Annotated in this window: 19 protein-coding genes; 11 read left to right on the top strand and 8 right to left on the bottom strand. The window is 67.9% G+C overall.

The window, feature by feature from the left end:
• Positions 1 to 3: 3 nt before the first annotated feature.
• The 4 genes from AC1DY7_RS12250 to AC1DY7_RS12235 are packed head-to-tail and all read left to right on the top strand — an operon-like array spanning position 4 to position 3,859.
• Entirely contained in the window at positions 4 to 1,056 is a 1,053-nt protein-coding gene (locus AC1DY7_RS12250; RefSeq protein ID WP_477493952.1) for a 2-aminoethylphosphonate ABC transporter substrate-binding protein, read from the top strand.
• 1 nt (position 1,057) lies between these two features.
• Positions 1,058 to 2,224, top strand: a complete 1,167-nt coding sequence (locus AC1DY7_RS12245; protein ID WP_477493951.1) for an ABC transporter ATP-binding protein — start codon at positions 1,058 to 1,060, stop codon at positions 2,222 to 2,224.
• Entirely contained in the window at positions 2,221 to 3,087 is an 867-nt protein-coding gene (locus tag AC1DY7_RS12240) for a 2-aminoethylphosphonate ABC transporter permease subunit (protein ID WP_477493950.1), read from the top strand. The genes AC1DY7_RS12245 and AC1DY7_RS12240 overlap by 4 nt, the downstream gene beginning before the upstream one ends.
• Positions 3,062 to 3,859 carry an ABC transporter permease gene (locus AC1DY7_RS12235; protein ID WP_477493949.1) on the top strand — a complete coding sequence of 266 codons (798 nt, stop codon included), beginning with the start codon at positions 3,062 to 3,064 and terminating at the stop codon, positions 3,857 to 3,859. The genes AC1DY7_RS12240 and AC1DY7_RS12235 overlap by 26 nt, the downstream gene beginning before the upstream one ends.
• A 52-nt stretch (positions 3,860 to 3,911) precedes the next feature.
• Here the strand turns inward: AC1DY7_RS12235 and AC1DY7_RS12230 are convergent, their stop codons facing one another.
• Entirely contained in the window at positions 3,912 to 6,080 is a 2,169-nt protein-coding gene (locus tag AC1DY7_RS12230) for an acyl-CoA dehydrogenase (RefSeq protein ID WP_477493948.1), read from the bottom strand.
• A gap of 124 nt (positions 6,081 to 6,204) precedes the next feature.
• Here AC1DY7_RS12230 and AC1DY7_RS12225 point away from each other — a divergent pair, with 124 nt between their 5' ends.
• From AC1DY7_RS12225 to AC1DY7_RS12215, 3 genes are read left to right on the top strand one after another with little or no spacing between them, the layout of a single operon-like run.
• Complete coding sequence (locus tag AC1DY7_RS12225; protein WP_477493947.1) at positions 6,205 to 7,443, top strand: alpha/beta hydrolase fold domain-containing protein; 1,239 nt, start codon at positions 6,205 to 6,207, stop codon at positions 7,441 to 7,443.
• Between the two features lie 25 nt (positions 7,444 to 7,468).
• Positions 7,469 to 8,884 (top strand): WS/DGAT/MGAT family O-acyltransferase, encoded by a 1,416-nt coding sequence (locus AC1DY7_RS12220; RefSeq protein ID WP_477493946.1) that lies wholly within the window; start codon positions 7,469 to 7,471, stop codon positions 8,882 to 8,884.
• A 44-nt stretch (positions 8,885 to 8,928) separates the two neighbouring features.
• Complete coding sequence (locus tag AC1DY7_RS12215; protein ID WP_477493945.1) at positions 8,929 to 9,720, top strand: hypothetical protein; 792 nt, start codon at positions 8,929 to 8,931, stop codon at positions 9,718 to 9,720.
• Between the two features lie 68 nt (positions 9,721 to 9,788).
• Here the strand turns inward: AC1DY7_RS12215 and AC1DY7_RS12210 are convergent, their stop codons facing one another.
• Genes AC1DY7_RS12210 through AC1DY7_RS12190 form a run of 5 tightly spaced genes read right to left on the bottom strand, consistent with a single transcriptional unit; the run spans position 9,789 to position 15,324 of the window.
• A complete protein-coding gene (locus AC1DY7_RS12210) occupies positions 9,789 to 11,027 on the bottom strand; it encodes an MFS transporter (RefSeq protein ID WP_477493944.1) in 1,239 nt (412 codons plus the stop codon).
• Positions 11,024 to 11,662 carry a GntR family transcriptional regulator gene (locus AC1DY7_RS12205; RefSeq protein WP_477493943.1) on the bottom strand — a complete coding sequence of 213 codons (639 nt, stop codon included), beginning with the start codon at positions 11,660 to 11,662 and terminating at the stop codon, positions 11,024 to 11,026. The genes AC1DY7_RS12210 and AC1DY7_RS12205 overlap by 4 nt, the downstream gene beginning before the upstream one ends.
• Positions 11,663 to 11,710: 48 nt before the next feature.
• Positions 11,711 to 12,907: an alpha/beta hydrolase fold domain-containing protein gene (locus tag AC1DY7_RS12200; RefSeq protein WP_477493970.1), complete on the bottom strand. Its 1,197-nt coding sequence runs from the start codon at positions 12,905 to 12,907 to the stop codon at positions 11,711 to 11,713.
• Complete coding sequence (gene fadD12 / locus AC1DY7_RS12195) at positions 12,900 to 14,462, bottom strand: acyl-CoA ligase FadD12 (RefSeq protein ID WP_477493969.1); 1,563 nt, start codon at positions 14,460 to 14,462, stop codon at positions 12,900 to 12,902. The genes AC1DY7_RS12200 and fadD12 overlap by 8 nt, the downstream gene beginning before the upstream one ends.
• Positions 14,463 to 14,514: 52 nt before the next feature.
• Entirely contained in the window at positions 14,515 to 15,324 is an 810-nt protein-coding gene (locus AC1DY7_RS12190) for a 1-acyl-sn-glycerol-3-phosphate acyltransferase (RefSeq protein ID WP_477493942.1), read from the bottom strand.
• Between the two features lie 117 nt (positions 15,325 to 15,441).
• Between AC1DY7_RS12190 and AC1DY7_RS12185 the strand changes: the two genes are divergently transcribed.
• Positions 15,442 to 16,281 (top strand): arylamine N-acetyltransferase family protein, encoded by an 840-nt coding sequence (locus tag AC1DY7_RS12185; RefSeq protein WP_477493941.1) that lies wholly within the window; start codon positions 15,442 to 15,444, stop codon positions 16,279 to 16,281.
• 48 nt (positions 16,282 to 16,329) lie between these two features.
• Here AC1DY7_RS12185 and AC1DY7_RS12180 read toward each other — a convergent pair whose 3' ends face one another.
• The gene (locus AC1DY7_RS12180) at positions 16,330 to 17,313 is read right to left on the bottom strand and encodes an acyl-CoA dehydrogenase family protein (protein ID WP_477493940.1); all 984 of its coding nucleotides are present in this window, start codon (positions 17,311 to 17,313) and stop codon (positions 16,330 to 16,332) included.
• A complete protein-coding gene (locus AC1DY7_RS12175; protein WP_477493939.1) occupies positions 17,310 to 18,452 on the bottom strand; it encodes an acyl-CoA dehydrogenase family protein in 1,143 nt (380 codons plus the stop codon). Before AC1DY7_RS12175 ends, AC1DY7_RS12180 begins: the two co-directional genes overlap by 4 nt.
• Positions 18,453 to 18,479: 27 nt before the next feature.
• Between AC1DY7_RS12175 and AC1DY7_RS12170 the strand changes: the two genes are divergently transcribed.
• The 3 genes from AC1DY7_RS12170 to AC1DY7_RS12160 are packed head-to-tail and all read left to right on the top strand — an operon-like array spanning position 18,480 to position 20,343.
• Entirely contained in the window at positions 18,480 to 19,013 is a 534-nt protein-coding gene (locus tag AC1DY7_RS12170; protein ID WP_477493938.1) for a dihydrofolate reductase family protein, read from the top strand.
• Positions 19,010 to 19,369 (top strand): DUF1254 domain-containing protein, encoded by a 360-nt coding sequence (locus AC1DY7_RS12165; protein WP_477493937.1) that lies wholly within the window; start codon positions 19,010 to 19,012, stop codon positions 19,367 to 19,369. Before AC1DY7_RS12170 ends, AC1DY7_RS12165 begins: the two co-directional genes overlap by 4 nt.
• Positions 19,327 to 20,343 (top strand): DUF1214 domain-containing protein, encoded by a 1,017-nt coding sequence (locus tag AC1DY7_RS12160; protein WP_477493936.1) that lies wholly within the window; start codon positions 19,327 to 19,329, stop codon positions 20,341 to 20,343. The genes AC1DY7_RS12165 and AC1DY7_RS12160 overlap by 43 nt, the downstream gene beginning before the upstream one ends.
• Positions 20,344 to 21,242: the final 899 nt, after the last annotated feature.

Raw genomic sequence — 21,242 nt, 5'->3', positions numbered from 1 at the left:
ATCATGAAACTCCGCAACGCTTTTCGTGCCACCGCGGTGGCGGTGGTTGTCGCCGCCACCACCCTGACCGCCGCGTGCGGCGGCACCGGATCGAGTGGGTCCAGCAGCGGCACCACCCTGACCGTGTACAGCGCCGACGGCTTGGCCACCTGGTACAAGGCCCAGTTCGACAAGTTCACCAAGGACACCGGCATCGCGGTCAACCTGGTTGAGGCAGGCTCCGGCGAGGTGGTCTCCCGGGTCGAGAAGGAACAGTCCAATCCGCAGGCCGACCTCCTGGTCACCCTACCGCCGTTCATCCAGAAGGCCGACAAGTCAGGGCTTCTGGTGGCGAGCGGCGCCGACACCAAGGGCATCGCCGCCGACCAGGTCGGACCGGAAGCGCGCTACGTGCCGATCGTCGACAACACCCTGAGCTTCATCGCCAACCCGGCGGCCAAGCCCGCGCCGGTGTCCTGGGATGACCTGCTCGCACCGGAGTTCAAGGGCAAGCTGCAGTATTCGACGCCCGGGCAGGCCGGGGACGGTACCGCCGTGCTGGTTCTGCTGCAGCATCTGCTCGGGAAGCCGGGGGCACTGGACTACCTGAGCAAGCTGCAGGCCAACAACGTGGGCCCGTCGTCCTCGACCGGCAAGCTGCAGCCCAAGGTCAGCAACGGAGAACTGTTGGTGGCCAACGGCGATGTGCAGATGAATCTGGGCTCCATCAAGGATGACGGCTCCAAGTTCGACATCTTCATTCCCGCCCACAACGGCACCCGCACCACCGTGTCGCTGCCGTATGTCGCCGGGGTGACCAAGGGTGCTCCGCACGCCGAGGACGCCAAGAAGCTGCTGACGTACCTGTTGTCCGACGAGGTGCAGAAGACGGTGGAACCCGACGCCCTCGGTATGCCGGTGCGCGACGCCATCCGCACCGTCGCCGCCGAGACGCCGGCACCGAACACCCCGGCCGCGGTCCTCAAGGATGTGCAGATCTGGGTGCCGGACTGGAACGCCGTGCTCGCCGACCTCGACGCCGACGTCGCGGCGTACCAGAAGGCGACCGGCAACTGATATGGCCGAGATCAAGGTCGCGCGGGGCCGCGTAGCGCGCAAGGGAACTCGCGACCCCGAGACGGCCACCCCGGCCATCGTCTTCGACCGGGTGGGGGTCAGTTACGGCCGGGGCGCCAAGATCACCCACGCCCTGGTCGACTTCAACCTGCGGATCGCTGCAGGGGAGACGGTGGCGCTGTTGGGGCCCAGTGGCTCCGGGAAGTCCACGGCACTCAACGCACTGGCCGGATTCGTCCGGCCGACCTCCGGCGGGGTTCGGCTGGACGGCCGCGATGTCACCGATCTGCCACCGGCCAAGCGCGGCATCGGGGTCGTGCTGCAGTCCTACGCGCTGTTTCCGCACATGCGGGTGGCCGAGAACGTTGCCTTCGGGCTGAAGGCGCAGCGGGTACCGCGGGCTCAGATCGGTGCCCGGGTGGCCGAAGCGCTGGACATGGTCGGCATGTCGGCCTATGGAAAGCGTCTGCCGCGTGAGCTTTCCGGCGGCCAGCAGCAGCGCATCGCGATCGCCAGGGCGCTGGCCATCCGGCCGAAGGTGCTGCTGTTGGACGAGCCGCTGTCCGCCCTCGATGCGCAGTTGCGTCAGTCGATGCTCGCCGAACTGCAGCAGCTCAAGGAATCGCTGCCCGACACCGCCATGCTGTACGTCACCCACGATCAGGCCGAGGCACTGGCCCTGGCCGACCGCATCGTGGTGATGAACAACGCCCGGCTGATGGATGTGGACACCGCCGAGAATCTCTGGAAGCGGCCGCCGACCAGTTTCACGGCCGCATTTTTGGGCGGTGCCAACCTGATTCCGTGCACCGTCGGTCGGGTCATCGGCACCTCGGCGCTGGTGACGGTGTCCCACAAGACGGTCAGCGCCGAGGCGCCGCAACCGTCCGTCGGCAAGATCGACTGGGCGCCGGGTATGGAAGCCCTGTTGTGCATCAGGCCTCACGCCCTGCGGGTCGTCTCGCTGGGTGACCGGGACGCGTTGCGCGCCAGGGTGAACGCCGCCGTCTGGCGGGGGGCCACCACCAGGCTGGTGCTGGCCATCACCAGCATGCCCGACCAGCTCATCGAGATCGACGTGCCCGGCCACGTCCAGTTCGCGGTGGGTACCGAAGTCGGCGTACGGATTCCGGAGCCGGCCGGGGTGCTGGTCCGGGCCGGCTCGTGACATCACTCCTGGAGCCCGTCGAGGCGCCGACGGCTCTGGCGCCCAAACGCAGCCGCGCGCACTGGTGGGTGCTGCCCCCATTGCTCGTCGTGCTGCTCGCCGCGGTGTACCCCTTGCTGCGGGTCTTCGGCGAGTCGACCCAGCCCGGGAAATGGGCGGAGGTGCTGAGCTCCGAGCAGTTCCGGGATGCGCTGTGGCGCACCGTTGCCATCGCGGCCACCTCGACGCTGGGCTGCCTGGTGCTGGGCACCTTCCTGGCGGTCATCCTGGCGTTCGTGCCGTTTCCCGGGTCCGGTCTGGTGGGCCGGCTCATCGACACCATCCTGTCGTTGCCGTCGTTCCTGATCACCTTGGCGTTCACGTTCCTCTATGGATCGGCGGGAGTGCTGAACGCCATGCTCGGCACACAGCTGAACTTCTTGTACACCCCGGCCGGGGTGATCGCCGCGGAGATCACCTTCTTCACCCCGTTCGTGGTGCGGCCGCTGCTCGCGGCGTTCGCCCTGCTGCCGCGCGCGCAGCTCGACGTGGCCGCCAGCCTGGGCGGCTCCCCGCTGCGGGTGCTGCGCTCGGTGGTGCTGCCCGAAGCCTGGCCGGCCCTGATGGCCGGCGGCAGCCTGGTATTGCTGTTGACGCTCAACGAGTTCGGCATCGTGCTGTTCACCGGTGCCAAGGGTGTCATCACGCTGCCGGTGCTCATCTACACCCGGGGCATCGTCACCTTCGACCTGCCGGGCGCCGCCGTGATCGCCACCGTCCAGGTGGCGCTGTCGCTGGGGCTCTACATCACCTACCGAATGATCTTCGCCCGCATGACTTCTGGAAGGGGCGGCGCCGATGCTGCTGTGGAACCCGCGAAGTAGGGCCGTGACACTGACCGTGTTCGGGCTGGTGGTCCTGGTGGTGTTCGTCGCTCCGCTGGTGACGGTGCTGCTGGCCGGGTTGGCCGGCTCCTGGACGGGCGCGCTGCCCTCGGGCCTGGGGTTCGACCGGTTCGGCACCGCCCTGACCGGTGAGAATCTGGCCAGCCTCTCGGTGAGCCTGCAGACCGCGTTCCTCGCAGGCGCGCTGGCGCTGGTGCTGGGCACCTGGGCCGCGCTGGCCGCCCAGGACTGCCCGATGTGGTTGCGGCGCTTCACCGATGCGGTGTTCCACCTACCCATCGCGGTGCCGTCGGTGGCCATCGGCCTCGGGTTGCTCATCGCGTTCAACTCGCGGCCGCTGCTGCTGGGCGGGACGCGCTGGATCGTCATCCTGGCGCATGCCGTGCTGGTGCTGGCCTTCGCGTTCAGTTCGGTCTCGGCGGCGCTGGACCGGCTGGACCCCCGCTACCGGCAGGCCGCGGAATCCCTCGGCGCAGGACCGGTCCGGGTGCTGCTGCAGGTGACGCTGCCGCTGCTGCTGCCGGCGCTGGGTGCGGCGGCGGGGCTGGCGGTGGCGTTGTCCATGGGTGAGCTCGGCGCGACCGTGATGGTGTACCCGGCCACGTGGAAGACCCTGCCGGTGACCATCTTCGGGCTCACCGACCGCGGCCAGGCTCTCCAGGCGGCGGCGTCGACCACGATCCTGCTGCTGGTGACGCTGCTGGCGCTGGTGCTGCTCGGCCGGATCCGCGGCCGCGCCGCCCTCCGCTGACCTGCGATTTGTGGAGTGCTACCCGTAATGGTTACGGGTARCACTCCACGAATCACTTCAACAGCGGGTCGCGGGGCAGGCCGAGGATGCGTTCGGCGATGGTGTTGCGGGTGATCTCCGAGGTGCCGCCGGCGATGGTCATGGCCCGGTTGCCCAGATAGGCCCGCGCCAGTGTCGACTTGGTTCCCACCACCGCGGCGGGGCCGGCCAGCGACATGCCCAGCTCGGTCAGGCGCTGGGTATGTTCTGCCACCAGGAGTTTGGTGACGTTGCCCTCCGGTCCCGGCCCGGCGCCGACGATGGCGCGGCTCACCCGGCGCAGGTTCAGCAGCGGCAGGGTGTGAGCCTCGGCGATCACCGCGCCCGCCTCGCGGACGTACTCGGCGGCGGTGAACGGTGGTGCGGCGTCCAGCAATTCGACCACCTCGTCCGGACTGAAGCCGGTAGGCGCCGATGATCCGCCGCCGATGGAGATGCGTTCGTTGCCCAGCGTCGCCCGCGCCACCAGCCACCCCTTGTTCACATCGCCCACCACATCGGCGTCCGGGACGAACACGTCGTCGAAGAACACCTCGTTGAAGTGGGCGTCACCCGTCAGGCCGCGCAACGGATTCACCGTCACGCCAGGCGCTTTCATATCGACGGCCATCATGGTGACGCCCGCATGCTTGGGCGCGTCGAAATCAGTGCGCACCGTCGCCAGGCCCCACTGGCAGTGCTGGGCCAGGCTGGTCCACACCTTCTGCCCGGTGATCCGCCACCCGCCATCCACCTTCTTGGCAGACGTGCGCACGGCCGCGGCGTCGGAGCCCGCGCCCGGTTCGGAGAACAGCTGGCACCACATCACTTCACCGCGCAGCACCGGCTCGACCCAGCGTTCGCGCTGATCGTCGGTACCCGCCTGGGCGATGGTCAGGGTCACCCACCCGGTGATGCCCATGTCGGGGATGTCGACGTCCCGGAACTCCTCCTCGATGACCAGCTGCTCGAGCACATCGGCCCCGCGACCCCACGGGGTGGGCCAGTGCGCCACCATGTATCCGGAGTCGACGAGGAAGTCGCGCTGTTTCTCGGTGGGCAACCGGCGCACGGTGGCCGCGGCCTCGGCAGCGGCCGCGCGGTACTGCTCGGCCTCGGCCGGCACGCTGAAGGTCGCGGCACGGACGGCGCCGCTGCGTTGGGCGTCGACGATGTCGAGCAGCGGGTCGATGCCGTCCCCGAGCAGGGTGGCCATGGTCCTGGCCCGGCGCAGATACAGGTGTGCGTCGTGCTCCCAGGTGAATCCGATACCGCCGTGCAGCTGAATGTTGTTCTGCGCGTTGAACACCTGAGCGCGGATCGCGTGCGACGCGGCGATCGCGGCGGGGAACGCGGCGGCATCAAGGTCGTCGGTGCGGGCGGCCGCCCATGTTGCCGACGTGGTCTGTTCGGCCTCGACGAGCATGTTCGCGGCGTGGTGCTTGACGGCCTGGAAAGTTCCGATGGTCCGGCCGAATTGCTCACGGACCTTTGCGTATTCGACGGCCATTTCCAGCGTCGCCCAGCTGACACCGACCGCTTCGGCCGAGGCCAGGATGCGAAACACGGTGCGGGCCCGCCGCGCGGCGCCGCGCAGTACGCGGTCGGCGGGGATCTCCGCGCCCCGCATCGACACGGCGCCGATGCTGCGGGTGGTATCCAACGGTTCGAGCGGCGTGACGGTGACGCCGGGCGCGTCGGCGGTGACGATGACCAGATCCTCCCCGGCGGCCAGCACCAGGATGTCGGCGTCGGGGGCGCCGAGCACCGCGGGCCATTCGGCCGTCGAGGTGTGGTCCTCGCCCAACGTCACCTTGATGTTGAGCCCGAGTGCGGCGACCACGCTGCCGTCGGCGAGGCCGGGAAGTAGTTGCGCTCGAACGGAGTCCGGGGCGCAGCGGTCGATGGTGACGGCGGCGGCGACGGTCGGCAGGAACGGCCCCGGCATGAGTTCACGGCCCGCCACTTCGGTCACCACGGCCAGCTCGGCGAGCCCGAAACCCGATCCGCCGAATTCCTCGGCCAGTGCCAGCCCGTTCCAGCCGAGATTCGCGCCGGCCGACCAGATGTCGGCGGGGCGGGTGCCCGGAGTCTCCAGCGTGGCGCGGGCCGCCGCGAGGCTGTGCGAGCGCTGTAGTTGCCCGGCCGCCGCGGCGGCAAGATCCCGGTGTTCTTCAGTGATGGCCAGGGCCGACTTGCTCATGATCAGCGAAGTTACCCGGCCAACCGAAGCCGGTGAAAGTGACGCAGCTCACAAATTGGCATCGGAGTAGACAAGTCCGACAAGTTGTCGATTGAACACCCTCGCCCGGGGGTACGCTCGCGCCATGACAGAGCCTTCTGGGCCTACCGGGCCCTCGGCCGCACGGCGCAGCCCCACCATGTGCAGCCGCGCCCGCTGGATGTTCACCGCCAGCCCGGCCGATCGGGTACTCGCCATGACCGTGGCCTCCGCGTCCCTGCCGGTGGTCGGCAAGCATCTGGAGCCGTTCGGCGCCCTCGCCGCGATGGGAGTGTGGGGGTTTCGGCACATGCCGGACTTCTTCACGTCCTCGGCCAAGGGCTGGATGGCGCCGGGCAGCGGTCAGATCCGCAAGGCACAGCGCGACCAGACCAGCGCGATCGCCCAGGAAGCCCTGCGCGGGGTGGTGCCCGCCGCAGACCTCGCCATCGAGTGGCCCGCCCCGGAGCAGATGCCGCCGCTGTGGAACACCCGCGGATACCGGCGCAACGTCTATCGCACGTCGGTGCGGTACGGCGACAGCCCGACCCAGTTGATGGACGTGTGGCGACCCAAGGAGTTGCCCGTCGAACCCGCTCCGGTGCTGTTGTTCGTGCCGGGCGGTGCCTGGGTGCACGGCAGCCGGATGCTGCAGGGCTACGCGCTGATGTCGCATCTGGCCGAGCAGGGCTGGGTGTGCCTGTCCATCGACTACCGGGTGGCGCCGCACCACAAGTGGCCGAGCCATCTGCACGACGTGAAGGCCGCGATCGCCTGGGCGCGTGCCAACGTCGACAAATTCGGTGGCGACCGCGAGTTCGTCGCCATCGCGGGGTGCTCGGCGGGTGGACATCTGGCAGCGCTGGCCGGCCTGACACCCAACGACCCGGCGGTGCAGGGCGATCTCCCCGAAGGGTCGGACACCTCCGTGGACGCGGTCATCGGTATCTACGGCCGTTATGACTGGGAGGACCGCTCCACCGAGGAGCGCGTGCGATTCGTCGACTTCCTGGAACGTGTCGTCGTCAAGCGCAAGATCGACCGGCATCCCGAGATCTTCCGGCAGGCGTCGCCGATCGCGCAGATTCACCGGGATGCGCCGCCATTCCTGGTGATTCACGGCAGCGGCGATTCGGTCATCCCCGTCGAGCAGGCGCGCAGCTTCGTCGAACGCCTCAACGCGGTGTCCGACGCCCCCGTCAGCTACATCGAGCTACCGGGTGCGGGGCATGCCTTCGACATGACCGACGGCGCCCGGACCGCACCGATGGCCACGGCAATCGGCTTGTTCCTCAACCAAATTCACCGAAACTCCCCGGCGAGGCGGGCAAAGGCAGTTATATAGACTCCTCGCACGGGGAGGAACGCCGGTGAAGAGGCTCAGCGGGTGGGACGCGTTCCTGCTCTACACAGAAGCACCGAATGTGCACATGCACACCTTGAAGATCGCGGTCATCGCGCTCGACGGTCTCGGTGACCGCACTTTCGGTGTCGACGACTTCAGAAACGTGCTGCACAACCGGCTCTACAAGTTGGATCCGTTCCGGTATCAGCTCGTCGACATCCCATTCAAGTTCCACCACCCGATGTGGCGGGAGAACTGCGACGTGGACCTCGAGTACCACGTGCGGCCGTGGCGGGTGGCCGCCCCGGGTGGGCGCCGCGAACTCGACGAAGCCATCGGGCAGATCGGCAGCACGCCGCTGGACCGCAGCCGCCCACTGTGGGAGATGTACTTCGTCGAAGGCCTCGCGAACGGGCGCATCGCGGTCGTCGGCAAGATCCACCATGCGCTGGCCGACGGGGTCGCCTCGGCCAATCTGCTGGCCCGCGGCATGGACCTGCAGGACAGCCCGCAGCGCGACCGCGACTCGTATGCCACCGACCCGGCGCCGTCCGGCTCGGAGCTGGTGCGGTCGGCGTTCACCGATCACCTCCGTCAGATCAGCCGGCTGCCGGGCCTGATGAAGTACACCGCCGACGGGGTGGGCCGGGTGCGGCGCAGCACCCACAAGCTGGGGCCCGAACTCACTCGTCCGTTCACCCCGCCGCCGAGTTTCATGAACCACGTCCTCACCCCCGAACGGCGTTTCGCGACCGCCACCTTGGCGCTGGCCGACGTGAAGTCGACCGGAAAACTGTTGGGCGCCACCATCAACGACATGGTGCTGGCGATCTCCTCGGGCGCGTTGCGCTCGCTGCAGCTGGATTACGAGGGCAAGGCCGACCATCCGCTGCTGGCCTCGGTACCCATGAGTTTCGACTTCTCGCCCGACCGCATCTCGGGTAACCGGTTCAGCGGTGTGCTGATGGCGCTGCCCGTCGACGAACCCGACACCCTGGAGCGGGTGAAGAAGGCGAGCGCGGCAGCCAGCCATGCCAAGGAGGCACACCACCTGATCGGCCCCGAACTGGTGGCGCGCTGGGCGTCGTACATGCCGCCCGCGGCCGTGGAGGCGCTGTTCCGCAGGCTGTCGGACAAGGACGGCCAGAACAAGGTGCTCAACCTCAACATCTCGAATGTTCCCGGCCCGCGTGAGCAGGGCAAGGTGGGCGGAGCGACGGTCACCGAGATCTATTCGGTGGGTCCGCTCACCGCGGCCAGCGGGCTGAACATCACGGTGTGGAGCTATGTGGACCAGCTCAACATCTCGGTGCTCTCCGACACCGAGACGGTGAAGGATCCGCACGAGGTCACCGCCGCGATGGTGCGCGAGTTCCGTGAAATCCGGCGTGCGGCGGGTATTTCCGAGGACCTGACGGTCATCGAGAACGCGATGGTGTGAGGCACCCTCCGCGTCGGCGGGATGCATGCGCCACAATGAGACCCATGGAATGGCCGAAGCACCTCGGCGCGGTGACTTCGGTCCTCGCGGCGACTCTCGTGCTGGGCGGCTGTTCGTACGGTCCGGGCAACGCTCCGATGGCCGAAAGTTCGCCGGTCAAGGCGAGTGCCAGTACCGGCCCGGCCGCGGTGTCGATCATGCCGGGCATGGCGCAACTGGGTACGGCGCTGACGGCCAAGGGCGCCACGATCACGCCGAAGTCCGACAATCTCATCGTCGTACGCCAGGACACCAGTAACGAGCTGGAACTGGGCATCGAGGTGTCCCTCGACGGCGTCACCGGCCCGGTCGATGTCACCGGTCCCAACGGCGGCTTCCAACTGCACGTCAGCAGCGGTGAACAGATCCCCACCTCGGCGCCTACCGTGCTCAAGTCGCCGCCGCTGGTCTCCCCGGTCACCGCCGATGCGGACGGGTGGGTGTTCTTCCACATCAGGCCCGACATGCTGCCCACCCAGTTGGCGCTGACGGCCGCGCCGGCCGGCTACGGCCTGACGCCGCAGTCGATCGCGATCTGGATCATGCCCGCGAAACTCCCTGCGCCCGGTCCGGCTCCGGGACCGCCTCCGCCGCCGCCACCACCGCCGGGGGCCCCGGCACCCGAACCAGCTCCCGAACCAGCTCCCGCTCCGGCTCCTGCACCTGCGCCCGCTCCGGACAACGGTGGCGGGAATCGTGGTGGGTTCCACCCGCGGCTCCCACCGCCGCCCAAGCTGCCGTCGTTGCCGCAGCCGCAGGTCCCGTCCGTCATCTGCCGGCACACCGGGTTGTGCTGACGCCGCCACATTGCAGTTATGGCGGTCGCCTCTCGGACTTTCTCGCCATGACGACAATCTCGCGGCACTCAGCCGGCGGGTGCGGGCTCCAGGTGTTTGGACCACCCCGTCGCGCAACGCACCGCGCACACCGCGGCCAGCACCCCGACGACCGTCAGCATGGCCGGATAACTGAAGTAGTGCGCCAGCACGGCCAGCACGGCGGGCAGCAGGAACCCCACATAGGCCAGCGAGTAGTACACCCCGGAGATGCCGGCCAATTCGTCAGGCTCGGCGATCCGCTGGATCTCCAGAAGCCCTGAGACGATGGCGATTCCGTAGGCGCTGCCGAGCAGCATCGCGACGAACAACGCGATGACCGGCGAGCGGGTGACGGCGGTGGCGACGGCCGCGAAGACACCGGCAGCCATCAGCACCATCGACACCACGACGGCCCGGGCGCTGGAATGGTCGTCGAGTCGGCGCGCGATCGGTTGCACCGCAACACCGCAACCGAGGGTGAGCACCGTCAACCCCGCCGTGTACAGCAGCGCCCATGACCCGAGCCGGTCCACCACCAATGCGGGCACGATCGCATAGGCGATGGCCGCCGACCCGAAGATCCACGGCGCCATGGGCGCAACGACATGGAGGAATCTGCGGTGCCCTGCCGCGGGCACCCGCAGCCGTCGCAGCAGCGACGCCCCGCTGTCATGCGCTGCGTCGCGGGTCTCCACGCTCCGGTAGAGCACTGCCCACAACCCCGGGATGCACAGCACCGCATGCACGAGGTAGGTCAGCACCAGCGGCAGCGGGGCGAATGCCGTCAGCACTCCGGCGAACAGCGGGCCGACGCCGAGCCCGACGGACAACCAGATGGAGGCACGTCGTGCCCCGGTTCCCGGGGGAGCGGAATCGAAAGGGGGCCGCGATAATTCGGCGATCCAGGCAGATCCCACCGCCATGGCGATACCGACGGCCAGGCCGCTGAGCAACCGCCCGCCGAACAGGGCGACGAATCCCGCGTCGTCGCCGACGGCCAGGATGACGCTGCCCAGTGCGGAGCTCACCAGCCCGGCGGCCATGACGGGCCTGCGGCCGTGCCGGTCGGACAACGCCGAGGCCACCAACAGTCCGGGCACCAGGCCCAGCACGTAGGCGCCGAGCAGGATGTCGACGTCGACGCGGGTGTAGCCGGAATGCTGCGCGTAGGCGATCAGCAGGGGAGTGAACTGGTTGCCGCCCCAACCGATGCAGAAGACCGCCAGCGCGACGGCGGCCCAGGGCCGAATGTCGGCGCCGGGGCGCCTCCGGGCCCCGATCCTCACAGCACCACCCCATACGTTGCCTGCAGGTGCGCCAGCAGCAGCGCCTCGAAATCGGCCAGATCGCGCCGCGCGATCGCGTCGGCCAACAAGGCATGCTCGTCGATCAGCCGCGCTGCTCGAGCGGTGTCGGAACGCACGGCCGCCGCCATCATCCGGCGCTGCCGGTCCCGCAGCGAGGCGTAGAAACGCTGCCCGATGGCGTTGTCCGCGACCTCGACGATGCGGTGATGGAAGGCGTCGTCCGCCACGGCGAACCGGTGCTCATCGCCGGCGGCGGCACCCTCGCGCTGCAGCGTGATCAGCTCGGTCAGTTCGGTGAACAGCGCATCGACCGCGTCGGGCGTCCGGCACAGCCGCCGCACCGCCGCCGACTCCAGCGCCAGCCGCATCTCGAGCAGATCGGTGGCCTCGCGGGGCGGCACCGGGACGACGACGGCGCCGCGTCGGGGCAGGAGTTCCAGCAGGTCCTCGGCGGCCAGTCGCAGGAACGCCTCGTGTACCGGTGTTCGGCTGACTCCGAGCGATGCGGCGACCTCGACCTCGCTGAGCAGCTGTCCGCCGCGCACCGCGCCGGACAGGATCTGATCCTTGGTGGCCTGGTAGGCGCGCTGCCCGCTGGAGTCTCCATCGCTCATGGAGAATCACTCTACGCTCCTTGCATGCAAGGTTGCATGCAAGCTTGATCACTGCCGGGTGGCGCGCGCCCAATCCAGGAAACGCTCCACGGCGGAGGCGGTGTAGTGCCCGCGCGCCGAGCCGAAGATGTCGAAGGCGTGCTGGGCGTAGGGGATCTCCGAATAGATCACCGGTGCTGTCGACACGTCGCGCAGCGCCTCGACGAACTCGCGCGCCTCCTGCACCGGAATCACCGTGTCGTGGGCGCCGTGCAGGATGAAGAACGGCGGTGCATCCGGGCCGACGTGCGCAATGGGCGAGGCGTCCATGTACAACTGACGGTTGTCGGTGAACGGCAACTTCACGATCATCCGCTCCAGTACCGAGCCGAATTCGCGCCGGTCCGGGTAATTCTCGGTCACCCATTCGTAGCGACCGTAGATGGGCACCGCACCTGCCACCGACGTGTCGGCGTCCTCGAAGCCCGGCTGGAAGGCCGGGTTGTTCGGCGTCAACGCCGCCAGCGAGCACAGATGCCCGCCGGCCGAACCGCCGGTGATGTACACCGCGTCGGGGTCACCCCCGTACTCGGCGATATTGGCCTTCACCCATGCCAGTGCGCGTTTCACGTCGACGATGTGCGCCGGCCAGGCATGTTTCGGGCTGATCCGATAGCCGATGGACACGCAGATCCACCCGTGGTCGGCCAACTGCGACATCAAGGGGTACGCCTGCGGGCGGTTCATCCCGATCATCCAGGCTCCGCCGGGAACCTGAAGCAGCACAGGCGCTTTGCCGTCGCGGGGCAGATCCGGGCGGACCCAGATGTCGGCGACGTTGGATTTGTAGGGCCCGTAGCTGACGGTCTTCTCGACGAAGCGGCGCCGTGTCTGACCGGTGGCGAACACCCCACCCGGGCGCGGCGGCACCGACGGGAATTGCGGCCCGAGCACCTCGTCCAGCGGTTTCTCGAAGAACGGTCGGGACGCCAGGCCGCGACGGTACACCACGGCCAGCACTGCCCAGGAGATCACCTTGAGTGCCAGGGCAATTCGCCCGCCGGTCGACCGGTAGTCACCCCGCACCGCGTGCCACAGCGCGCCTAATGCCGAGGTGCCGACGACCAGTGGCACGTTCTCCGCTGTCGGCCAGCCGAACGCGAACACTCCGATCGTCGCGTAGCCGCGACGGGTCAGCGGTCGGAAAGCATTGGCGGCGTTGACGGTCTCGGCGGCCGCGGTGAGTAGGGTGCGGCGCTTACCCACCGACACGCTCCTGAAGTTCACGTCGCACGATCTTGCCAGTGCTGTTTCGTGGCAACTCATCGAGCACCGTGATTTCGCGCGGCACCTTGTAGTTGGCCAGGTTCTCGCGCACGTACTGCTTCAGGTCGTCGGCCCCGATGGCGCCCGACAGCACCACGAACGCTGCCAGCCGCTGCCCGAATTGCTCGTCGTCCACCCCGATCACCGCCGCCTCGACGACGTCGGGATGGGCAACCAGGGTCTTCTCCACCTCGATCGGATACACGTTCTCCCCACCGGACACGATCATCTCGTCATCGCGGCCCACCACGAACAGTCGACCCGCCGAATCCAGATACCCGATGTCGCCGGAATTCATGTATCCGTCGTGAAAGTCCTTGGTCGACCCGGAGGTGTAGCCGTCGAACTGGGTGGAATTGTGCACGTAGATGGTGCCCACCTCGCCGGTCGGCAGTTGCTGCAGTTGGGGATCCAGAATGCGAATGGTGGTGCCCTCGGCCGGTTTCCCCGCGGTGTCCGGGGCGGCGCGCAGGTCGGCCGGTGTCGCGGTGGCGATCATGCCGGCCTCGGTGGCGTTGTAGTTGTTGTAGATGACATCGCCGAACTGATCCATGAACTTGATGACGACATCGGGTCGCATCCTCGACCCCGAGGCCGCGGCGAAGCGCAGGCTACGTCCGCTGTAGCGGTTACGGATCTCGTCGGGCAGTTCGACGATGCGGTCGAACATCACCGGCACCACACACAATCCGGTGGCCCGGTGGGTGTCGATCAGGGCCAGGGTGGCTTCCGGGTCGAACTTGCGCCGCGTGACGATCGTGCAGGACATCGACGCCGCGAACGCCAATTGCGAGAAACCCCAGGCATGGAACATCGGCGCGACGACGACGACGGTTTCCTCGGTGCGCCACGGGGTGCGATCGAGAATGGACTTGAGCACCTCGGGCCCGCCGCCGGAATGCTTGGCGCCCTTGGGGCTTCCGGTGGTGCCCGAGGTCAGCAGGATCACCCTGCTCTTCTGCTTGGCCCGCACCGGGGTCTTGCCGGTGTGGTCGCGGATCAGCTTCTCCACCGTGATGTCGGGGTCGGCGCTGTCGGTCCAGGCGATCACGCGGGTCACGTCGGGGGAGTCGGCCAACGCCCGGTCCACTGTCGAGGTGAACTCCTCGTCGTAGATGACGGCCTCGACCTTTTCGCGGCTCACGATCTCGGCCATCGCCGGTCCTGCGAAGGAGGTGTTCAACAGCAGAACGTCCGCGCCGATCCGGGTGGCGGCGATCAGCGATTCGACGAACCCGCGGTGGTTGCGGGCCATGATCCCGATCACCCCGGGGGAGCCGATGGCCTGCAGTCCGGCGGCCAAAGCGTCTGCGCGCTGGTCGATTTCGCGCCACGTCAGGGCCCCGAGCTCGTCGATCAGACCGACCCGGTCCGGGCAGCGCGCCGCGGCGCCCGCGAAGCCCGAAGTGATGCTCATGTTCTCGCGGGCCATCGCTGCGGCGATGCGCAAGTACTTGTCCGGACGCAGGGGGGCGATCACCCCGGCACGCGCCATCGTGCTGAGCAGGCCGACGGTGGTGGTCAGCGGATCGAGGAGGCCCACCCCTCTAGCCGATCACCGGGAAGCGGCGTTCCTCGGCCAGTCCGTTCAGCGCGCGCTGCATGACGTGGCGGACGTGTGCGTCGACCTCGTCGATGTCCGGCGTCTCGCCGAACTGCGTGTCGATGTGCACGGGGGGCAGTACCTCCATGACGATCTTGGACGGCAGCGGCACGTTGAACGGCACGACCGCCGACAGGCCGAACGGCACGCCGAACGACAGTGGCACCACCTTGGTGCGGGCCAGGCGGGCAATCGGGCCGAGCGCCTTGGCCAGCCAGGTGCCACGGGACAGGTACAGCTGGGTCTCCTGGCCGCCGATGCCCACCATCGGCACGATCGGGACCCCGGCGCTGATGGCGGCTCGTACGTACCCCTGGCGTCCGTCGAAGTCGATCTTGTTTGCTTCGGAGCTGGGACGGTAGACGTCGTAGTCTCCGCCGGGGAACACCACGACGACGCCGCCGGAGCGCAGCGCCTCATCGGCGTTCTCACGGCTGGCGAGGATGAAGCCGGTCTTCTTGAAGAAGTCGGCGGTGGGCCCGACCATCAGCATGGCGTGGCTCAGGGTGTAGACGGGGCGGCCGTAGCCGAACTTGTCGTAGAAGTCGGCCGCAAAAATGGGCACATCCATGGGAAACAGGCCGCCGGAGTGGTTGCACACCACCAGGGCGCCACCGGCCGGGAAGTTCTCCAGGCCGCGCACCTCGGTGCGGTGGTAGGTCTTCAACAGCGGGCGCAGCCAACCCATCACCTTCTCGGTGAGGCTGGGATCGAACTTGGTGATCTCCGTGGGTTCGATATCGGTCGAGCTCATGTGGACCCTCCATGGAAGCCGGCGACGAAATAGAACGTGTTCTAGTTTTGCACGCGAGATGTCGGGTGGTCAAAGAGTTGCGGTGCAGATCACCCGATGTGACCACCCCGATCTGGCATGTTCCACCATAGAGAGGTGGGCCTGAACGCAACCGGATACTTCACCCGAATAGGCATCGAGAGTTCACCCGCGCCGACCCTCGACGCTTTGCGCCAGATCGTCGCCGCCCACAACCGGTCCATCCCGTTCGAGAATCTCGATCCCCTGATGGGCGTCCCCGTGCACGATCTGAGTGCCGATGCGCTGACGGCCAAGCTGGTCCGTCGGCGCCGCGGGGGCTTCTGCTACGAGAACAACGGACTGCTCGCCTACGTGTTGGAATCCCTCGGCTACGGCGTGGATCGGCTGGCCGGGCGGGTGGTGTGGATGCGGCCGCCGGACGCGCCCCAGACCGGGATCACCCACAACGTGCTGTCGGTCACGGTGCCGGGCGAGGACGGCCGCTTTCTGGTCGATGTCGGCTTCGGCGGCCAGACCCTGTCCTCGCCGATCCGGCTGACGGCCGGCCCCGTCCAGCAGACCAGGCACGAGCCCTATCGATTGGTGGAGCATCCCGAGGGATTGCAACTGCAGACCCAACTCCGTGGCGAGTGGCTGCCGCTCTACCAATTCAGCCTGCGCACTCAGCCGCTGGTCGATCTGAGCATCGGCAGCTGGTATTCGTCGACGTATCCGGGCGCGATCTTCGTGGTCGGGCTGTCCGTCGCGCTGGTCACCGACAGCGCGCGGTGGAATCTGCGGGGACGCAATCTCGCAATCCACGGCAACGGCAGCACCGAGAAGGTCCGGCTGGCCTCCGCCGCCGACGTACTCGAACAGCTCACCGGCCGGTTCGGTATCGACCTTGATGGCCTGGGAGACGTGGAAGCCCGTGTCAGCCAGGTGTTGGATACGTGACCGACGTGAGTCGGACGCGCAACGGTGGCCGGCACTGGTTCGCCGAAATCAGGGACAGCTGATCAGGACATCCCACGGATCGTCCGCCGTCAACGCCAGCCGGCCTAGCCGTCGCGCGTAGGACGCGGTGCTACCGAACTCGTCGCTCCAACTGCGGGCCCGCATGGTGGCCGACCACAACTGATGTTCGATGGTGACGCCGATGGCGCCGTGCAACTGATGCGCGATGGTGGTCACCGGGGTGACGGCTCGGCCGACGGCCACCTTGGCCACCGTCACCGCGTAGTCGGCCTGCGTCGCCGCAAAGCCATACTCCGTGACGGCCGCGGTCGCCAGATCGGTTGCCGCCCTGGCCCGTTCGATCTCACCGGCCATCGCCGCAAGTGAGTGCTGAACGGCCTGGAATTTGCTGAGCGCCCGGCCGAACTGGACCCGCTCCGAGGTGTGCGCGACAGTCAGCTGCAACGCCGAATCGAAGGCACCGACGATCTGCACGCAGCGTGCCCAGGCGCCGCGGCGCACCAGTTCGTCTCCGACCTGCACGTCCAACCGAGTCAGGCCGGCGGTGTCGTAGCTGATCGCGCCGCGCGGTTCACCGCCCAAGTTGTGGTCGTCGGTGCTCTGCGGATCCGTCAGCAGCCCAACGGAAATCGCGTCGGCCGAGCGGTCGGCCACCAGCACGGTCGCATCGCGCGGCCACGGCACCTCGGGCGCGCTGCCTCCGGTGCCGATCGCCACCGTCAGCGGGCCGCTCTCTGGCACGTCGATACCGGCCCGGGCCGCCAGCCAGCCGGCCAGCAGATCGGTCTCGGCGATAGGCACGGCCGCGGCGAAGCGGGCCAGCCCCGCCAACACCACGGCAGCCTCGGCGGGGCCGGCATCCTGCTGGGTGGTCAGCCTGCTCAGGCCGGTCTCCTCCAGCGTCTGCCACAGCGCTGCGTCGAAAACCTCTGGCAGCCTGCGCTTCCCGAAGTTCTCGTCATAGGACCGGCGACCGATATCGGCCACCAGTTGCTGAAGTTCGTCGCTCATCGCACCCCCAGGCCGCGCGCGATCACGCCACGCAACACTTCGTTGGTCCCGCCCCGCAGTGTGAACATCGGGGAATGCAGCCGCGCCATGGCCAGCACGGCGCGTAACCCACCGGGATCGTCCACCGACTCCAGCAGGTCGGCGCACAGTTCCACGGACTCCTGCTCGAAGCGGGTGCCCAGGTCCTTCACCAGGGCGGCGCGGGTGGCCGCGTCGCGGCCGGCGGCCAGATCGCGTGCCACCGCCACCGACAATTGCCGCAGTGACATCGCCCGGCCCAGTAGGTCGCCGACGGCGGCGGCAGTCCGGTCATCGACGTCGGGACCGAGCGCCCGGATCACCCCGAAGATCAGGATCGCGGTGGACAGAATCCGTTCGGGCCCACTGCGTTCGAAGCCGAGTTCCGCCGTGACCTGATGCCAGCCGTCGCCCACCTCGCCCAGCACGTCGCCGTCGCCGACCCGGACGTCCTCGAAGGCGACCTCGTTGAAATGGTGGTGCCCGTCCATCGTGGCGATCGGGCTGATCGTGATGCCCGGGGTGTCGAGTTGGACGATGAACTGACTGAACCCGGCGTGCCGGTGCTCAGGGTCCAGCGCACTGGTGCGGGCCAGCACGATCGCGAAATGTGCGCGATGCCCGCCGCTGGTCCACACTTTCGTCCCGTTGAGCAGCCAGCCATCGTCGGTGCGGGTGGCTTTGGTGGCGGTGGCGGCCAGATCCGAGCCCGCGCCGTGTTCGCTCATCCCGATGGCCGAATACAGCCGACCTGCCGCAATCTGCGGCAGCAGCCGGCTGCGCTGCTCTTCCGAGCCGTAGGACAACAGCGACGGGGCCACCTGCCGGTCGGCGAACCAGTGCGCGGCCACCGGAGCGCCCTGGCCGAGCAGTTCCTCGGTCACGACATACCGGTGCAGGAAACCGCGACCGTGGCCGCCGTACTCGGGTGGAATGGTCAGCCCCACATAACCGGCGTCGGCCAGCCGCTCACTGAACGCCGCATCCCAACTGGTCAGCCACGAGTCGATCTCGGGTTCCCAGCCGTGCGTGGCCCGGTCAGAGCTGATGAATTGCCGGACCGCAGCACGAAGCTCGGCCAGATCACCGTCGTTGGCGCACAGCGCATCGAATTCGCTCACTGGGAACGGAGTCTAGCCTCGAGGATCATGGCCACCATCTACTACACGGCGTCCAGCCTCGATGGCTTCGTCGTCGACGAGCACGACAGCCTGGACTGGCTGCTCAGTCGCGACATCGATGTCAAGGGCCCGTTCGGTTACGAGGCCTTCAACGACTCCGTCGGTGCGTTGGTGATGGGATCGCAGACCTACGAGTGGCTGGTGGGCAATCAACCTGGCCCATGGATGTACGAACAGCCGTCGTGGGTGCTGTCGAGCCGGCCGGGGATCGTCGTCGACGGGCACCCGGTGCGGGTGTTCGCCGGTGAGGTCACCGAGTTGCATCCGCAGCTGGTCGCCGCGGCGGGTGACCGCGATGTCTGGGTCGTCGGTGGCGGGGTGGTGGCCGCGCAATTCGTCGAAGCCGGGTTGGTGGATGAGATGATCGTGAGTTACGCCCCGTGCACCCTCGGGAAGGGCGCTCAGGTGCTGCCGGCGCGTTCGGAGTGGACGCTGGCCGAATCGACCGTCAACGGCGATTTCGTCTGTGCCCGTTGGGTTGCCGCTACGCTGGGCCGATGATCTCTGCGGATCTGCTGCGCGCACGTGCCGTGCAGGCCGTCATCTGGGGCATGCCGGCCGTCAACTTCGAACTGTTGCGCCAGGCTGCGGCAGACGCGGGCGCCACCGACAATCAGATCATCTACTGGTCCCGGCTGCCGGGCTGGAAGAACCAGACGCTGACACCGAACCCGGACACGCTGTACTTCTTCCCGTTCTTCAACACCCGTGACACCGGCCCGGTGGTGCTCGACATCCCACCCGCCGGTGACGGGGCCCTCACCGGATCCGTCGACGACGGCTGGCAGTGCGCGCTGGAAGACGTGCCCCGCGGGTGCCGACGGGTGCCGACGGGGGCCGTGGCGGGAAGTACCTGATTCTGCCGCCGGGCTACGACGGCCCGGTGCCCGACGGATACATCGTGCTGGCCGCGGACACCTTCACCGGGTTCGGCGCCATTCGATCCAACATCGACAGCAGCAGTGACGCTGATGTGGACAAGGCCGCCGCGTACGGTCGCCGGATCGGTTGCTACCCGCTGTCGCAGGCCGCCGGCCCGCCTGCCACGGTCTTCGTGGATGCGCTGGACACGTTGTTCGACAACAAGATTCCCTACGATGTTCGGTTCTTCGAGTTGTTGCACCGCTTCGTGCAGCGCGAGCCGTGGCTGCAGCGCGACCGCGCGATGATCGACGTGCTGAAGACCATCGGCATCGTCAAGGGCATGCCGTTCCAGCCCGACCGGCCCGCGACCGCATTGTTGACCGAGGCCATCGGGGAGGCCCGTGACTGGCTGGAGGCCCAATACCCGCATGTCTTCGAGCCGCCGTACTTCCCGGGCACCCACTGGGCCGTGCCCGCTGGTCACGAGGTGATCGCCGGGATGCAGTCCGGATTCGCCGATGTGGACAGCTATCCCGTCGACGCCAGGGGCGTGCTGTACTCCTTCATCTACTTCAGCGCCAAACGCCTTGGCACCGGGCAGTTCTACGTGATGGCGATCGACGATGCCATGGGGGTCCCACTCGACGGTGGCCGCACCTACGTGCTCACCGTCCCCGCCGACCCGCCGGTGACGCGGTATTGGTCGGCCACTGTGTATGACCGGTCGACCCATGCGCACCTGCCTGATGCTGAGCGCGTCAGCATCGCGTCCACTGCCACAGACGTCCAGCGGAATCCTGACGGGGCCACGGAGATCTACTTCGGTCCGGAACGTCCCCCCGGTGCGCCGAACTGGATCCCGACCCGTGGCGGCCGCGGGTTCGAGGTGCTCTTCCGCCTCTACGGACCGCAACAAGCCCTGTTCGACAGGACGTGGTCCCTGCCGGACATCGCACCCGCGGTGTGATCGGGGACGAGTGCCGCCACTGACGGGTGGTTGCTCGGGCAGGCGCTCGGCGTCAGATATGCCCGGATGGCGAGCATGGCCGAGTCGTCGGTGAAAGCCTCAATCCCACCGCATCTAGCCGTTGGGACGTCGCCTCCGGCCGTGTCTCAGTTCCGGCGCGCGAGATTGCTGGGCCCGCCGTTTGAGCACAGGTGCCGGCACCCGGCTCGGTAGGTCGGTGTTCGCTTCGTCGTGGAGCGAGAATGGTGAAAAGCATTGACCCGGCAGGGGATAAGTCGCTGCATTAACCCCGGGTGGGGGCGCCCACCGGCTGCTGCCCGTTGCTGAACCGGCCGGCACGCGTACGGGCACCGCGTTCGGGGAGACGCACGGGTCCTTGCTGATTCAACTGGGTCGTGTCGCGCAGCCGTTCAGCAACCAGAATGGGGTGAGTCTCGGGAGGTGGTCACCGTCGCGTGATTTCGGTGACCGGACGTGCTTGCCGGAAGATTGGCCATGAAAGACGTTGATTTAACTGTACTTTCACCAAGCGGTACGGCGGGGGATCGCCCCGTGGGGTGGCTGGGAACTGGCCGGATCGGGTTTCTCAGCTAACTGCACATTGCGGACGAAAGTAATTTACGCTGCTGCAAGTTGGTGCTCCGGGGGTCGGCGCACCACCGATGCCAAGGAGGCAGGAATGGGTGCAGGGGCAAACGTCGGGCGGGTGGGCGGATTGGCGGTGGCGCTGGGAATCGGCGCGGCGGTGACCTTCGGTTGCGGCACAGCGGCGGCCGATTCCGGCGAATCGTCACAGGGCGCTTCGTCGTCGTCGCAGTCATCGCCATCTTCAGCGGCTTCGTCGTCTCCGGCTGCGAAGCCGGCAGGTGACCGGAAGGCAACCGGCACAAAAAGGCGAA

The sequence above is a fragment of the Mycobacterium sp. P2_H7 genome, assembly GCF_056403275.1.
The sequence above is the reverse complement of the archived record's forward strand: the minus strand, read 5'-3'. Positions and strand labels throughout refer to the sequence as shown.

Excerpts from the sequence above, each read along its gene's own strand:
- AC1DY7_RS12250 (WP_477493952.1), top strand. The coding sequence starts at position 4 with ATGAAACTCCGCAACGCTTTTCGTGCCACCGCGGTGGCGGTGGTTGTC.
- AC1DY7_RS12245 (WP_477493951.1), top strand. The coding sequence starts at position 1,058 with ATGGCCGAGATCAAGGTCGCGCGGGGCCGCGTAGCGCGCAAGGGAACT.
- AC1DY7_RS12235 (WP_477493949.1), top strand. The coding sequence starts at position 3,062 with ATGCTGCTGTGGAACCCGCGAAGTAGGGCCGTGACACTGACCGTGTTC.
- AC1DY7_RS12230 (WP_477493948.1), bottom strand. The coding sequence starts at position 6,080 with ATGAGCAAGTCGGCCCTGGCCATCACTGAAGAACACCGGGATCTTGCC.
- AC1DY7_RS12225 (WP_477493947.1), top strand. The coding sequence starts at position 6,205 with ATGACAGAGCCTTCTGGGCCTACCGGGCCCTCGGCCGCACGGCGCAGC.
- AC1DY7_RS12215 (WP_477493945.1), top strand. The coding sequence starts at position 8,929 with ATGGAATGGCCGAAGCACCTCGGCGCGGTGACTTCGGTCCTCGCGGCG.
- AC1DY7_RS12205 (WP_477493943.1), bottom strand. The coding sequence starts at position 11,662 with ATGAGCGATGGAGACTCCAGCGGGCAGCGCGCCTACCAGGCCACCAAG.
- fadD12 (WP_477493969.1), bottom strand. The coding sequence starts at position 14,462 with ATGGCGCGTGCCGGGGTGATCGCCCCCCTGCGTCCGGACAAGTACTTG.
- AC1DY7_RS12190 (WP_477493942.1), bottom strand. The coding sequence starts at position 15,324 with ATGAGCTCGACCGATATCGAACCCACGGAGATCACCAAGTTCGATCCC.
- AC1DY7_RS12185 (WP_477493941.1), top strand. The coding sequence starts at position 15,442 with ATGTTCCACCATAGAGAGGTGGGCCTGAACGCAACCGGATACTTCACC.
- AC1DY7_RS12180 (WP_477493940.1), bottom strand. The coding sequence starts at position 17,313 with ATGAGCGACGAACTTCAGCAACTGGTGGCCGATATCGGTCGCCGGTCC.
- AC1DY7_RS12170 (WP_477493938.1), top strand. The coding sequence starts at position 18,480 with ATGGCCACCATCTACTACACGGCGTCCAGCCTCGATGGCTTCGTCGTC.
- AC1DY7_RS12165 (WP_477493937.1), top strand. The coding sequence starts at position 19,010 with ATGATCTCTGCGGATCTGCTGCGCGCACGTGCCGTGCAGGCCGTCATC.